Here is a 12,811-nt window from a genome sequence, read left to right on the forward strand (position 1 = left end):
GCCCGGCACCAACGCCTTTCAGGTCATTCTCCAGACCGTCAGCGCCTGACCAGCCTCCAAATGGCCTGGGTAATTACTAATTTTAGATCCCTGTTACACCCGCCCCATGATGCGGCAACTCTGTCGGTCGAACGTGAAAAACCCGTTTCCGCTCAGATTGCGGTTTTGAACGCCTTGACCGCCTTGGCTAGCTCCGCGCGTAACATCTCACGGCCAGCCGGCGGAAGTCCGGCAGCCTCCACGGTCACCCTGAAATTGAGGGGAACGCCGTAGCCCGCCACCGCTCCTTGCACGTCGGCAATCGCATCGGCGAGCATGCTGAGAGCGGCGCTGTCGAGCACGGCCATCGCCACCGTCGCATCCATCGTCGCGCTCGCCGGTTCCTGGAAGCTCGAATCCCGTGCGCCCGGGCCAGGACTTGCAGGCTCGGACTCGGCCGCGTTCGGAAGCAGGAAGGAAACTGAAGCAGCGCTATGGGCTTCACAGGGCCATGAGACTGCACCGCCAGGCGCGGTCACGATGTAGCGGCTGTTGAGCGCGTTCGTGATCGTCGTCGAGATCGACTTCCATGGAAGGGTGACGCCCGGCGGCGCGAACCTCTCGGACGCCGCGTTCCAAATGCTCAGAGCCGTCGTTTCACCGTCCGACCAAGCGTCGGGAAGTTCCTCGGGCGTAAGCGCCGTCAGCGCCACCGGTGACGGCGGCATTCGGAGAACGGCCGTCTTGGAAACCGCTCCGGCCGGGGGCTCCTCTCCGCAGAACGACATTGGGCCATTGGTGAGCCAGAGCACGCCTTCCTTCACTGCCGAGCTTACGGCGGAAAGGATCGAAGCCTCGGCGGATTTGGGTATAACGACGTGCTCAGGGTACTCGACGCCATCGACGTTCTGCTTCACATCAACGACGTTTCCTCCCGCAAAGTACGCGAGCAAGGCCGAGACCTTCACGCCTGCCCCGAAATCCAAGGCGGGCAACACGCCGGGACGAAGCAGGGCGACGTCAACGGCCTCCAGCTCCGCACTTTCGAGCTGGACCGCTTCGAGGTTCGCTTCGGCCATCGCGGTTTCGTCGGAACGCTTCTTCCACCATGTTCTGGCGCTGCCGTCCGGCCTTGTCAGCCGGAGAACGAACCGACCCTGTTCCGCACCGTTGGCGACCGTGTCGAGCAGTTCCTTCCGTCGCAACATCTTGGGCAACTTCGATCGCTCGAAGAATGCGCCGACGAGCGTCTTCACCCGCTGCGTCGGCTCGTCGGAACGCCAGATGTCATAACTGCTGCCGGGCAGGATGAGGTCGGGATCGAGGGCGGTCTCCTGGATCCGTGAATCCTTGTCGTCCTTGATGCACTGGAAGAGCGTCTTCGCGTCCTCGACCGTCACCTTGAACGCCTTGATGGAGTCATCCTCGGCGGTGGCGACGCCGATACACCATGCCTGCCTCACCGCCTGCTTCATGGCGTCTTCCGACGACTTCAGGCTCGCCTGCAATTTCGCCGTGCGAACCGCCTCCTGGGGGTGGCCCGAAAGAAGAGCCTTCACCTCCTGCCACGCCAGGAAGTCCCGAATACGATCCCGCGCGGCGGCGATGCCGACCGAAGACGGCACCCCCAGCACCAGCGCATTGCGATTGACCCTCGGCTTGTCGCTGCCGGTGGTCTGGTCGATGTAGCGCACTGCCTCTGCGGACGGCTTTCCCGACTCCGCCGCCGCCGTGGGGCCCAGAACGGCGAAGTGGAACTCGCCGTCATCCGCTACGTCACCGGCACTTGCCGGAAGCATGTGGAACTTGGTCCCGGGCCCGGCCGTCGCCTTCAACTTGGCATCGTTGCGGACCAGGTCGAGCAGCTTGTCGTCGTCGGCGGGCTCGCCGACGCGCAGTTGGCGAGCGTCGTCGTGCATCTGCTTGAGGTTGGGCTGGTCACCAAGGCGCCAGGTCTTCGGCAGGTCCTTGGTACCGTCAGGCCTTTCCGGCGCGCTCGCAAGCTCGGCTTCGTCCAGGTACCAGGACCGACTCGCCCAATCCCCCAACGCCTTGCCGAGCGTGATCGCGTCGGGCTTGCCCGCCCCCACCATGGCACGCAGATCGGCCAGGGAGGCCTTCTTGCCGGGCGGCTGGGAGTGAAGGAAGGTCGCGACGACGGCGCTCTCCAATTCGCGGTGAACGAGACCGGGATGGTTGTGCACGGTGTGCAGCACCATGTCGGCCGGACTGGGCTTCCAGCCGATCATGTGCATGCCGTGGGTGCGGGTGATCGCCCCGATTGTCGCGTACTGGCCGACCACCAGCGCGGCCACGCTCCAATGCAGCAGGACCTGGGCACGCGTGTAGCCGGCCTGGCGTTCCCCGCCAGTCCGAACGAAAAGCCCGCGCGGGGTCAAGGGTTGAACCTACTTCGGGTTCTTGGCCAACCAGGCTTTCATCTCGCCGATCTCCTGCTCCTGCGCCTTGACGATGTCGCCCGCCATCTTCCGCAGCATCGGATCCTTGCCGTACTGCAACTCGACATTGGCCATGTCGATGGCGCCCTGGTGATGCGGCATCATCATCGTGACGAAGTCCTTGTCCGTCTTGCCGGTCGGCTTCACGTCCATGTTCTTCATCATCGTCTGCATCGACGCCGCGAACGCCTTCTCGGCGGGCGTGCCGCCACTGGCGTTCATGTCCATCTTCATGTCCTCGGCGAACGCCATGGCCGGGGCGGCCACGGCGGCGAGGGCGACGGCGATCTTGAAGCGATTGTTCATCGGGGTTCTCCTGGGTTGGGAATGGGCGACTGTCCGCGTCAGGCCGATCGGCCTGACACGCGACGTTCGGGTGAAGCTGGGGCCGGCGGTCAGCCGTTTGCCCTCGGGGGACGTATCATCGAAATTGGAAGGGAGGGCCGAACGCGCTCAGTCGCGGCGTCGGATAGCCCGTGCCGCGTTAGACGGCAGGCGAGTTTCTGGGAGGCCGCGACAGGCCATCCAGGTCGATGCTCTCGGCGCCCGTTGAGACGGTCGCATGGCGGGTGCCGGGCGCGGATGCAGGAAACGGAATGGTCGCCGGAAGGGCCAGCACTGCCATGGAGCAGGCCACGTTGCAGCACGCCGACGTGCAGGGCGCCTTGGGGACGTGAGCGACGCCCGCCTGTTCGAAGAAGGAAGCGTTGCTAGCTCCGTCCGTCGACTGGGCGAGATGAAATTCGTTCGGACAGTCGCCCGTCTCGCCATGGGCGTATGCCGAAGCCCCGCCCGCCTGGAGGGCGAGGGCCACGATGGCGACCAGCATCAGCTTCACGCTTAAACGGCGAACGATGTCGACGACGCTCTTCATTTGAAGAAGAATCTACAGGCAGACATGTTTCGCTTCCAGCATCCTTCTCAGCCCAGGCGCGCGGATTTGAGGCGCAGGGCGTTTCCGATGACCGACACGGAGCTGAGCGACATCGCGAGCGCGGCGATGATGGGGCTGAGCAGGATGCCGAAGGTCGGGTAGAGCACGCCCGCCGCGACCGGGATGCCGATCGCATTGTAGGCGAAGGCGAACATCAGGTTCTGCCGGATGTTGCGCATCGTCATTCGGCTGAGCGCGACGGCGCGCGCGATGCCGGCGAGGTCGCCCTTGACCAGCGTGATCCCGGCGCTCTGGATGGCGACCTCGGTGCCGGTACCCATGGCGATGCCGACATCGGCCTCGGCGAGGGCCGGGGCGTCGTTCACGCCGTCGCCTGCCATGGCCACCACCCGGCCCTCGGCCTTGAGCTTCCGGACGGCGTCGTGCTTGCCCTCGGGCAGGACGTCGCCGTGAACCTCCTTGATGCCGAGCAGCCGCCCGATCGCCTGGGCCGTCGCGACGTTGTCGCCCGTCAACATGACGATCCGTATGCTGTCCGCCCGCAGGGCGTCGAGCGCGGCGGCGGTGCTCGCCTTGACCGGATCGGCGATGGCGATCACCGCACCCGCCTTGCCGTCAACGGCCATAAAGAGGGCGGTCGCCCCGTCGCGGCGCAGTTCCCCCGCCCGTGCGGCCAAGGGGCCGAGGTCGACGCTGGATTGCTGCATTATGGCCTCGTTGCCCAGCGCCACCAAGCGTAGGCCGACCTTTCCTGTGACGCCTTTGCCCGTGACGGAAGCAAAGTCGGCGGGGTCCTGGACCGCGATGCCCTTGTCGCGAGCCGCCGCGACGATGGCGGCGGCGAGCGGATGCTCGCTCGACCGCTCCAGGCTCGCGGCCAAGGCAAGCATGTCGTTCTCCGACATGCCTTCGGCAGGCACGATTGCCGTCACCTTAGGCTTGCCCTCGGTCAGGGTGCCGGTCTTGTCCAGCACCAAGGTGTCGACCTTCTCCATGCGCTCCAGCGCCTCAGCGGACTTGATCAGGATGCCGGCGCCCGCTCCCTTGCCGACGCCTACCCCGATGCTCATCGGCGTGGCCAGCCCGAGCGCGCAGGGGCACGCGATGATGAGGACGGACACGGCCGCGATCAATCCGTAGGACAGCGAGGGCGCGGGTCCCCAGGCGGCCCAGGCGGCGAAGGCCAGGACAGCGATGCCAAGCACGGCGGGCACGAAATAGCCCGCGACGGTGTCGGCCGTGCGCTGGATCGGAGCCCGGCTGCGCTGCGCTTCGGACACCATCTGGACGATGCGCGCCAGCATCGTGTCGGACCCGACCTTGTCGGCCCGCATGACGAGCGATCCTGTGCCGTTCACGGTGCCGCCGATCAGCTTGCCGCCGGGCTCCTTCGCCGCCGGCATGGACTCGCCGGTCACCATGGATTCGTCCACGGCGCTCCGGCCGTCGATCACGATGCCGTCCACCGGCACGCCGCTACCGGGCCGCACGCGCAAAGAGTCTCCGACCCGGACTTCCGCCAGGGGCATCTCCTCGTCGGTCCCGCCCTTTCCGACGCGCCAGGCCGTCTTGGGCGCCAGGTTCAGCAATGCCCGGATCGCCCCGCCCGTCTGGTCGCGGGCCCGCAGCTCCAGCACCTGCCCGAGCAGTACCAGGACGACGATGACCGCCGCCGGCTCGAAGTAGACGGCGACCATGCCGCCCATCTCATGGAAGCCGGCCGGAAAGAGTCCCGGCACGAAGGTCGCGACGAGGCTGTAGAGGTAGGCGGCGCCGGTGCCGAGCGAGATCAGGCTGAACATGTTCAGGCTGCGGTGGACGACCGAAGCCAAGCCCCGCTCGAAGAACGGCCAACCCGCCCACAGGACGACCGGCGTCGACAGGACGAATTGGATCCAGGTCGAGACGTGAGGTGGGACGAGCTTGTCGAGGTCCAGGGCCGCAACGTGGCTGCCCATTTCCAAAATGAAGATCGGCAGCGTCAGGACGAGCCCGATCCAGAAGCGGCGGGTCATGTCCGCCAGCTCATGGTCGGGCGGCGCTACAGCCGTGACCGTCAGGGGTTCAAGGGCCATGCCGCAAATGGGGCAACTTCCTGGACCCTCCTGCCGGATCTGCGGGTGCATCGGGCACGTGTAAATCGTGCCCTCCGGCACGGGAGCAGCGGCAGCGGCCGGCACGGGCAAGAGGTACTTTGCAGGGTCCGCCAGGAACTTGGTCCGGCACCCGGCCGAGCAGAAGAAGTAGGGGTGGCCGTCATGTTCCGCCTTGTGCTTGGCGGTGAGCGGGTCGACAGACATGCCGCAAACTGGGTCCTTCACGGCCTGACTGCTGCCCTCGTCGTGCGCCGACGATGGCTCGCCGGAGCTGGAACCGCAGCAGCCGTGACCATGGTCGTGGTCTTGAGATTCGGCTCCGGTGGCGACGTACTTCGCGGGCTCGGCGATGAACTTCGCGCGGCAGCCAGCCGAGCAGAAATGATAGGCTTGACCCCCGTGCTCGGCGTGATGGGGCGACTTCGCCGGATCGACCGACATTCCGCAGACCGGGTCCTTAGACATGCTCGTCGATGGCTCCAGCTCCGCCTGAGCACCGCCGGCGCAGCTGCATCCCTTGCCGCTAGCCTTAACTTCGTGCGCCGATTCCACCATGTTACTTGTCCCTTCGGCATCCCTCATGCACTTTCCCGTCGTGGCAAGGTCAAGCCCCATAAGCAGGAATCGCAGGCGGCCTTCGAAACCCAGAAGGTCGACTGCCACATCGATGCCATGTGGTAAGGTCACCCGTCAGGCGACGGAGCGGCGGTGATGCAGATCGGTCAGGCAGCGAAGGCGTCGGGGGTGACCGCCAAGATGATCCGCCACTACGAGGCGATCGGGCTGGTGCCTTCGGCGGGGCGCCAACCCAGCAACTATCGGGATTACGACGACGCCGACGTGCATCGCCTGAGGTTCATCCGCCGATCGCGGGACCTGGGCTTCCCGATGGATCGCATCCGAGACCTACTGAAGCTCTGGAGCGACCGGCACCGGTCCAGTTCGGAGGTCAAGGCCATTGCCCTGGCCCACGTGGCCGAAATGGAAACCCGGATCGCGCACATGCGCGAGATGGCGGACGTGCTGCACGCGTTGGCCGACGCTTGCGAGGGAAACGGGCGTCCGGAGTGCCCGATCATCCGGGGCCTTGAGGGAAGCGACGCGGGGGGCCCGCGCATGCCGGCGTATTTGCCACCCGGATCGGTGAACCACTGACGGGTCACCGGACCTTGGCGGCGCCGCTCCTGGCGGGAAGCATGCGCCCGAGCACGCCGTCCTTCCAAAGGTAGTGGTGCACCAGCGCTGCGGCGGCATGGAAGAGCGCCAATCCGAGAAGGATGTTGGCGGCGAGACCGTGCCACTGCGTGATCGGCCGACGCCAGGCGCGGTCGCCGACCTGGGGCAGGTGCACGACGTCGAACAGGTTGTAGCCGCGCACGAAGGCGTTGACGACTCCAAGGACGACGACGGTCAGCAGCAGGGCGTACAGCAGGTAGTGGGTCGCCTTGGCGAAGGCGTGCAGGGTGGCGGCATCGGCGGCCGGCAGGCGACGGCCGGCGGTCCCTCGCCACGCGATGCGCCAAGCCAGCACGGCCGCGAGCACGAAGCCCAAAACGACGTGGACCGACCAGTATGCCGTGTTCACCGGGCCGTCAGGGATCCAGTCGGCCGTCTGGCCGATGATCCAGAGCACAACGACCGACAGGGCGGTGATCCAATGCAGCGCGACCGTCGTCCGGTCGTAGGTTTCGGTTTTTTCGTTCATGATCGCCGTCCCGCGCGTCATTTCGCGCCGACTTCGATCGTGAGGTGCGACAGTCCGCCGAACCCGGAGAGCCGCTTTCGGTAGTAGTCCGGTCCCCGCGCACGATCGGTCACCAGGGAGACGATCGCACCAAGGTGGCCGGGCCCCAGCCGCCAGAGGTGCAGGTCGGTCAGGCGATCGCCGTCCGCCTCGATGACCTTCCGCATCCTGTCGGCGAGGGCCGCGTCCGGGATTCGATCCAACAGGATCGCACCCGTGTCCCGCAGCAGGCCGAACGACCAGCTGGCGATGACCACGGCGCCGACTAGCCCGGCGAATGGGTCCATCCAGAGCCAACCGAACGTCCGGGCGAGAAGCAACCCGACGATGACGAGGACCGAGACGGCGGCGTCGGCCATCACGTGGACGAACGCCGCGCGCATGTTGTTGTCGCGGCCGTGCGCACCGCCATGAAGGTCATGCGCGTGTTCCTCGAACTGAACCGCATAGTCCCGTGACTTGCCGGACTCGGCGAAGATCCGGACGTTGGCCGTGAAGGCGTGCGGCTCCGGGATCTCATCGGCGGATTCGAGGTAGTCGCCGCGATCGACGAGGGAGAAGGTCTGCCGCGTTCCATCGGGCCTCACCGTCTCGATGACGACCCCTTCCGGATTCAGCTCCACACCCTCCAATCGCAGCCGGAAGCGAGGGGGAACGCCGTCCTCGAACACGCCGAGCGCGACCACGCCCCGATCGGTCTCGATGCGGTGCGTCTCGTCCCCGTGATCCTGGTCGTGGTGGGCGTGCCCGTGCGAGTGGCCGTGCCCGTGACCGTGACCGTGACCGTGACCGTGACCGTGGTGGTGCTCGCCGCCGCTCAGCAGCCAAGCGCTGCCGACGTTGACGAGCAGCCCGAGGACCGCAATCGGGATCGCCTCGTCGAAGCTGATGGGCACCGGGTGCAGGAGCCGGGCCACGCCTTCGTAGCCGATCAGCAACGCGATCATGGCGAGGATGATGGCGCTGCTGAACCCCGCGAGGTCCCCGACCTTGCCGGTACCGAAGGCGAACGTCGGGTCCGTCGCGTGCTTGCGGGCGTAGGTGTAGGCCAGCGCCGCCAGGAGCAGCGCCCCGGCGTGGGTCGACATGTGCAGGCCGTCCGCGACCAGGGCCAGCGAGCCGAACAGGCCGCCACCGACGATCTCGGCGATCATCATGATCCCGCAGAGCCAGATGACCGCCCAGGTCTTGCGCTCGTTGCTCGCGTGACCCTCGCCGAGGAACACGTGGCTGTGCGCGCCGGGCCGCGCAGAGGAGAGATCCGTCATCGTCGTGGCCTCACTTCAAGTAGGTGCGGATGGTCTCGACGAGCAGCCCGGCCGCGTCGCCGCCGTGGCTGTCGTCGCGGTTCGCGAGGTGTTCCCGAACGTGGTCCTCGATGACCTCCGCCATCAGGCCGGAGGTCGCCCCACGCATGCCGGCGATCAGGTGCATGACCTGGTCGCACTCGGCCTCGCTTTCCAGCGCACGTTCTATCGCCTCAACCTGTCCCTTGATGCGACGAACGCGCGCCAGGAGCTTCTGCTTCTCGCGGACTGTGTGGGTCATTCCGTCAGGATAGGGTACCGCCCTATCCCAATCAAGCGGATTGGCTGGTGAGCGAGGCACCCGCACCGTTGTTCCACGCTTCACCTTGATTGCCGCAAGCGGCGGCGACATCCACCTGGTCTTCTGGATCGCGGTCATCCCGGCGCTGCTGGCGGTCGCGGTGCTGGTCGTGGCCGTTCGCGAGCCGGCGAGGCCGGCATCACCCGCGACAACCGCCCGTTCACCGATCCATCCGAGCGAGCTGATGCGCCTCGGGCCGACCTACTGGCGCTTGGTGACGGTCGGCACGGTGTTGACCCTCGCCCGCTTCAGCGAGGCATTCCTGATCCTCCGCGCGCAGGATCTCGGCCTCGTAGCGACGCTGGTCCCGCTGGTGCTGGTCGTCATGAACGTCGTCTACGGGCTCGTGGCCTATCCGATGGGGATCCTGGCCGACCGGAAGGACCCGAAGCTGTTGCTTTGTGCCGGTTTCGGCGTGCTGGTCGCCGCCGACGTCATCCTTGCCTTCGCGCCGAACCTCTGGGTCGGCGTGTTCGGGGTCGCCCTGTGGGGGCTGCACATGGGCATGACCCAGGGGCTGCTCGCCTCGCTGGTGTCCGCGGCCGTCCCCGCCGACAGGCGCGGCACGGCCTTCGGCGTCTACAACCTGGCCGGGGGCGTGGCGCTCCTGCTCGCCAGCGTCCTGGCCGGAGCCCTGTGGCAGTCGTACGGCCCGGGCTCGACCTTCATGGTTGGCGCCGCGTTCACGATGGTCGGTCTCATTGGCGCGGTGACGCTTCTCCGGCGTGACCCATGACGGTGTCCGTACCTTCGACCATCGACAAGCAGGATTGACATGGAAAGTTGGAACCGCGCCGTCTTCCTGGCCCTGAACGCCCCCGAGCACCCGGCCGCGGGGTTGGTTCTCCTGGCGACGGCCATCGCGCAATGGGCGATCTTCCTTGTTCCACTTCTTCTTGCCGCGCTGTGGCTGTGGCTGTGGCTGTGGCTGTGGCTGTGGCTGTGGCTGTGGCTGTGGCTGTGGCTGTGGCTGTGGCTGTGGGACGGGCGGGAGGATCGGAGCGACCTGGTGCTCGCGTTCTGCGGAGCGGAGATCGCCCTGGGCTTCAACCAGGTCGCCGCGCTGATCTGGTTCCACCCGCGCCCCTTCGCCGTCCCTATCGGCCGGACGCTCGTCAAGCACGCCGCGGACAGATCGTTCCCAGCGACCACGTCACGTTCCTGGTGGCGGTGGGCCTGGGCTTGCTGGCTTGGTCGCATCGCCGCTGGGCGGGGCTCCTTGTCTTGGCCCTGACGCTGCCCGTCGCATGGGCGCGTCTGTTCCTGGGCATCCACTTCCCCCCTCGACATGATCGGCGCCATCCCGGTCGCGTCAGCTGGACTCCTGGTCGTTGCGCCGTTCCGTTCGTGGGTCGAACGGAAGCTCACCCCGCGCTGGATCGAGCCGCTCTACAGACGCCTTTTCCAGGTCCCATCCGACGAGGTTGGGTCCAGCCTTGAAATTGCCGGCGGTGTCGCCCACCGGGGGTGTCGCAGTCACCTTGTAGTGGCTAGGAGACGCGCCTCGGTCTTGGCAGCGTCCTCCTTCCGCTCGGAATATCGGTCGGTGAGTTGGGCCACGTGCGGGCGCATCAACACCGTGACGCGGACCAGTTCCTCCATGACGTCGACGATCCGGTCGTAATAGCTGCTGGGGCGCATTCGGCCGTTCTCGAATTCCTTGTACGCCATCGGCACGCTCGATTGATTCGGGATCGTGAACATTCGCATCCAGCGACCGAGCAGACGTAAACTATTGACGGCATTGAATGACTGGCTGCCGCCTGACACCTGCATGACGGCGAGCGAACGCCCCTGCGTCGGTCGGACGCCACCGAGCGACAAGGGCAAGTGGTCGATCTGACACTTCAGGACGCTGCTGATCTGGCCGTGCCGCTCGGGGCTGCACCATAGTTGGCCCTCGGACCATATCGACAGGTCCCGCAATTCCTTCACCGCCGGATGGTCGTCCCCCGGCACCTGATCGGGCAACGGCAGGTCGGACGGGTCGAAGATTTTCGGTTCGGCCCCGAAGAAGCGCAGCAAGCGTGCGGCTTCCTCGGTCGCCAGCCGCGAATAGGACGTCTGCCGAAGCGACCCGTACAGCAGCAGGATACGCGGTGGATGGTCCAGCGGGCCGAGGCCGAGCGCCGGCCTCTCGACGGCATAACGGCGGTCCAGGGCCGGCAGGTGGTCGGGGTCGGAAAGGTTGCGGACCCGCGTCCCGCAGCACGGCGCCTCGGGAGGGAGGTCGACCTTCGGGGCGCAGCAGGCGTCCTGTGGCGTGGTCGGCGTGCAGCAGCTCATCCTTCACTCGCGGCTTCGACCAAGCCCCTGAACAGCGCGTTGCCGGCGTGGTCGGTGCAGGCGAAACGCTCTTGGTGCCATTGGACCCCAACGGCGAAGCGACGGCCGGGAAGCTCGATGGCCTCGACGACGCCGTCACTAGCACGGGCGCCGATCGTGACGCCCGGCGCCATCCGGGCCACGGCCTCGCGATGGAAGGTGTTCACGTCCAGCGTCCCCCGCCCCAGGACCTGGGCCAGCCTCGATCCCGGCGCGATCTCGATGGCGTGCGAGGCTCCACGCCGGTCGTGTTCAAGGGCGTCCGGCATAGTGGCCCTGAGGTCGGGCGTGAGCAGGCAGCCCTTGATGCAGGCGAGCATCTGCATTCCGGCGCAGATGCCGAGCATCGGCTTGTCGCGGTCGAGGAAGCCCTGGACGAGCGCGCGCTCGACGTCGAGTCGATCCGACGCGGGCGACGGCGAGACATGGCCCGGCAGGTACCAAGCTTCCGGGTAGGCGAATCGCCCACCCGCCGTCGGCAGGCCGTCGAAATCGTCCAGGACGGCGCCGACGATCCCCGGCAGGTAGGGGATACCGAACGGCAGGCCGCCCGCATCGGCGATGCCGACGAAGTACCCTTTCGCGGCTTCGTAGCGGTCGCCGCCGCCGCTGGTGTTCTCGTCCAGGAGGACAGCGATCCGGGGGCTACGCATGGCGGTCCCTCCGGGCGACGGCCCCGGCACCCCCACGTTCGTACCAGCCCCGGCTTCGGTTCACGATCCATACCACCGACAGCATCACGGGCACCTCGATCAGCACGCCCACGACGGTGGCGAGCGCGGCGCCTGACCGGAAGCCGAACAGGCTGATGGCGGCCGCGACGGCCAACTCGAAGAAGTTGCTGGCGCCGATGAGGGCCGAAGGGCCGGCCACGCAGTGTTCCTCCCCCGTGAGCCTGTTCAGCAGGTAGGCGAGCCCGGCGTTGGCATACACCTGGATCAGGATCGGCACCGCCAGCATGGCGATGACGGTCGGCTGGGCGATGATCTGCTCCCCTTGGAAGCCGAAGAGCAGGACCAACGTCGCCAGAAGGGCAACGAGCGAGACCGGCTGGAGCGTCCCCAGCAACTTGTCGAGCGCGGCCTGTCCGCCCGAGGCGAACAGCGCGCTTCGGATGGCCTGCGCGGCGATCACCGGCACGACGATGTAAAGCGCGACGGAAATCGCGAGGGTCGCCCAAGGCACGCTGATCGAGGACAGGCCCAGCATCAGCCCCACGATGGGGGCGAACGCCACGATCATGATCGCGTCGTTGAGGGCGACCTGACTCAAGGTGAAGGCAGGCTCTCCCCTTGTCAGGTTGGACCACACGAAGACCATGGCGGTGCACGGCGCCGCAGCCAGGATGATCAGGCCCGCCACGTAGGAGTCGATCTGGTCCGCCGGCAGGTAGGGCCGGAACAGGTGCCCGACGAAGAGCCACGCCAAAGCCGCCATGGAGAAGGGCTTCACCGCCCAGTTCACGAAGAGCGTCACGCCGATGCCGCGCCAGTGCCGCCCCACCTGGGCGAGCGCCGTGAAATCGATCTTCAGCAGCATGGGCACGATCATCAGCCAGATCAGGGCCGCCACGGGCAGGTTGACCTTGGCGACCTCGACCGACCCGATGGCTTGGAAGAGTCCCGGCGCGGCATGTCCGGCGGCGACCCCGACGACGATGCACACGGCGACCCAGAGGGTCAGGTAGCGTTCGAAGGTGGACATG

The 12,811-nt window shown here is 66.8% G+C and carries 13 protein-coding genes; 3 read left to right on the plus strand and 10 right to left on the minus strand.

Annotated features, from left to right (window positions below):
* Positions 1 to 152: 152 nt before the first annotated feature.
* From M8523_RS28385 to M8523_RS28400, 4 genes are all read right to left on the minus strand, one after another.
* Positions 153 to 2,378 (minus strand): hypothetical protein, encoded by a 2,226-nt coding sequence (locus M8523_RS28385; protein ID WP_282588248.1) that lies wholly within the window; start codon positions 2,376 to 2,378, stop codon positions 153 to 155.
* Positions 2,379 to 2,387: 9 nt separating this feature from the next.
* Complete coding sequence (gene copM / locus M8523_RS28390; protein WP_282588249.1) at positions 2,388 to 2,744, minus strand: CopM family metallochaperone; 357 nt, start codon at positions 2,742 to 2,744, stop codon at positions 2,388 to 2,390.
* A gap of 178 nt (positions 2,745 to 2,922) precedes the next feature.
* Positions 2,923 to 3,312 carry a hypothetical protein gene (locus M8523_RS28395; RefSeq protein ID WP_282588250.1) on the minus strand — a complete coding sequence of 130 codons (390 nt, stop codon included), beginning with the start codon at positions 3,310 to 3,312 and terminating at the stop codon, positions 2,923 to 2,925.
* Between the two features lie 47 nt (positions 3,313 to 3,359).
* Entirely contained in the window at positions 3,360 to 5,894 is a 2,535-nt protein-coding gene (locus tag M8523_RS28400) for a heavy metal translocating P-type ATPase (RefSeq protein ID WP_345894316.1), read from the minus strand.
* A gap of 246 nt (positions 5,895 to 6,140) precedes the next feature.
* Here M8523_RS28400 and cueR point away from each other — a divergent pair, with 246 nt between their 5' ends.
* Positions 6,141 to 6,584: a Cu(I)-responsive transcriptional regulator gene (gene cueR / locus M8523_RS28405; RefSeq protein ID WP_282588252.1), complete on the plus strand. Its 444-nt coding sequence runs from the start codon at positions 6,141 to 6,143 to the stop codon at positions 6,582 to 6,584.
* Positions 6,585 to 6,588: 4 nt separating this feature from the next.
* Here the strand turns inward: cueR and M8523_RS28410 are convergent, their stop codons facing one another.
* The 3 genes from M8523_RS28410 to M8523_RS28420 are packed head-to-tail and all read right to left on the minus strand — an operon-like array spanning position 6,589 to position 8,721.
* Positions 6,589 to 7,134 (minus strand): cytochrome b, encoded by a 546-nt coding sequence (locus M8523_RS28410; protein WP_282588253.1) that lies wholly within the window; start codon positions 7,132 to 7,134, stop codon positions 6,589 to 6,591.
* Positions 7,135 to 7,151: 17 nt separating this feature from the next.
* Complete coding sequence (gene dmeF / locus M8523_RS28415) at positions 7,152 to 8,441, minus strand: CDF family Co(II)/Ni(II) efflux transporter DmeF (RefSeq protein WP_282588254.1); 1,290 nt, start codon at positions 8,439 to 8,441, stop codon at positions 7,152 to 7,154.
* A 10-nt stretch (positions 8,442 to 8,451) separates the two neighbouring features.
* Positions 8,452 to 8,721 carry a metal/formaldehyde-sensitive transcriptional repressor gene (locus M8523_RS28420; protein WP_282588255.1) on the minus strand — a complete coding sequence of 90 codons (270 nt, stop codon included), beginning with the start codon at positions 8,719 to 8,721 and terminating at the stop codon, positions 8,452 to 8,454.
* 40 nt (positions 8,722 to 8,761) lie between these two features.
* Between M8523_RS28420 and M8523_RS28425 the strand changes: the two genes are divergently transcribed.
* Both M8523_RS28425 and M8523_RS36895 read left to right on the plus strand, forming a co-directional pair.
* Entirely contained in the window at positions 8,762 to 9,517 is a 756-nt protein-coding gene (locus M8523_RS28425) for an MFS transporter (protein WP_282588256.1), read from the plus strand.
* Between the two features lie 131 nt (positions 9,518 to 9,648).
* Entirely contained in the window at positions 9,649 to 10,221 is a 573-nt protein-coding gene (locus tag M8523_RS36895; RefSeq protein ID WP_428351512.1) for a phosphatase PAP2 family protein, read from the plus strand.
* 36 nt (positions 10,222 to 10,257) lie between these two features.
* On the opposite strand, the gene arsH is transcribed toward M8523_RS36895, so the two are convergent.
* From arsH to arsB, 3 genes are read right to left on the minus strand one after another with little or no spacing between them, the layout of a single operon-like run.
* Positions 10,258 to 11,067, minus strand: a complete 810-nt coding sequence (gene arsH / locus M8523_RS28435; RefSeq protein WP_282588258.1) for an arsenical resistance protein ArsH — start codon at positions 11,065 to 11,067, stop codon at positions 10,258 to 10,260.
* A complete protein-coding gene (locus tag M8523_RS28440) occupies positions 11,064 to 11,759 on the minus strand; it encodes a gamma-glutamyl-gamma-aminobutyrate hydrolase family protein (protein ID WP_282588259.1) in 696 nt (231 codons plus the stop codon). Before M8523_RS28440 ends, arsH begins: the two co-directional genes overlap by 4 nt.
* On the minus strand, positions 11,752 to 12,810 hold the full coding sequence (arsB, locus tag M8523_RS28445; protein WP_282588260.1) for an ACR3 family arsenite efflux transporter: 1,059 nt from the start codon (positions 12,808 to 12,810) through the stop codon (positions 11,752 to 11,754). Before arsB ends, M8523_RS28440 begins: the two co-directional genes overlap by 8 nt.
* Position 12,811 lies beyond the last annotated feature (1 nt).

The sequence above is a fragment of the Lichenifustis flavocetrariae genome, assembly GCF_026130545.1.
GTDB classification, from domain to species: Bacteria; Pseudomonadota; Alphaproteobacteria; order Rhizobiales; family Beijerinckiaceae; genus Lichenihabitans; species Lichenihabitans flavocetrariae.

Excerpts from the sequence above, each read along its gene's own strand:
- copM (WP_282588249.1), bottom strand. The coding sequence starts at position 2,744 with ATGAACAATCGCTTCAAGATCGCCGTCGCCCTCGCCGCCGTGGCCGCC.
- M8523_RS28395 (WP_282588250.1), bottom strand. The coding sequence starts at position 3,312 with ATGAAGAGCGTCGTCGACATCGTTCGCCGTTTAAGCGTGAAGCTGATG.
- M8523_RS28400 (WP_345894316.1), bottom strand. The coding sequence starts at position 5,894 with ATGTCTAAGGACCCGGTCTGCGGAATGTCGGTCGATCCGGCGAAGTCG.
- cueR (WP_282588252.1), top strand. The coding sequence starts at position 6,141 with ATGCAGATCGGTCAGGCAGCGAAGGCGTCGGGGGTGACCGCCAAGATG.
- M8523_RS28410 (WP_282588253.1), bottom strand. The coding sequence starts at position 7,134 with ATGAACGAAAAAACCGAAACCTACGACCGGACGACGGTCGCGCTGCAT.
- dmeF (WP_282588254.1), bottom strand. The coding sequence starts at position 8,441 with ATGACGGATCTCTCCTCTGCGCGGCCCGGCGCGCACAGCCACGTGTTC.
- M8523_RS28420 (WP_282588255.1), bottom strand. The coding sequence starts at position 8,721 with ATGACCCACACAGTCCGCGAGAAGCAGAAGCTCCTGGCGCGCGTTCGT.
- M8523_RS36895 (WP_428351512.1), top strand. The coding sequence starts at position 9,649 with ATGGGCGATCTTCCTTGTTCCACTTCTTCTTGCCGCGCTGTGGCTGTG.
- arsH (WP_282588258.1), bottom strand. The coding sequence starts at position 11,067 with ATGAGCTGCTGCACGCCGACCACGCCACAGGACGCCTGCTGCGCCCCG.
- M8523_RS28440 (WP_282588259.1), bottom strand. The coding sequence starts at position 11,759 with ATGCGTAGCCCCCGGATCGCTGTCCTCCTGGACGAGAACACCAGCGGC.
- arsB (WP_282588260.1), bottom strand. The coding sequence starts at position 12,810 with ATGTCCACCTTCGAACGCTACCTGACCCTCTGGGTCGCCGTGTGCATC.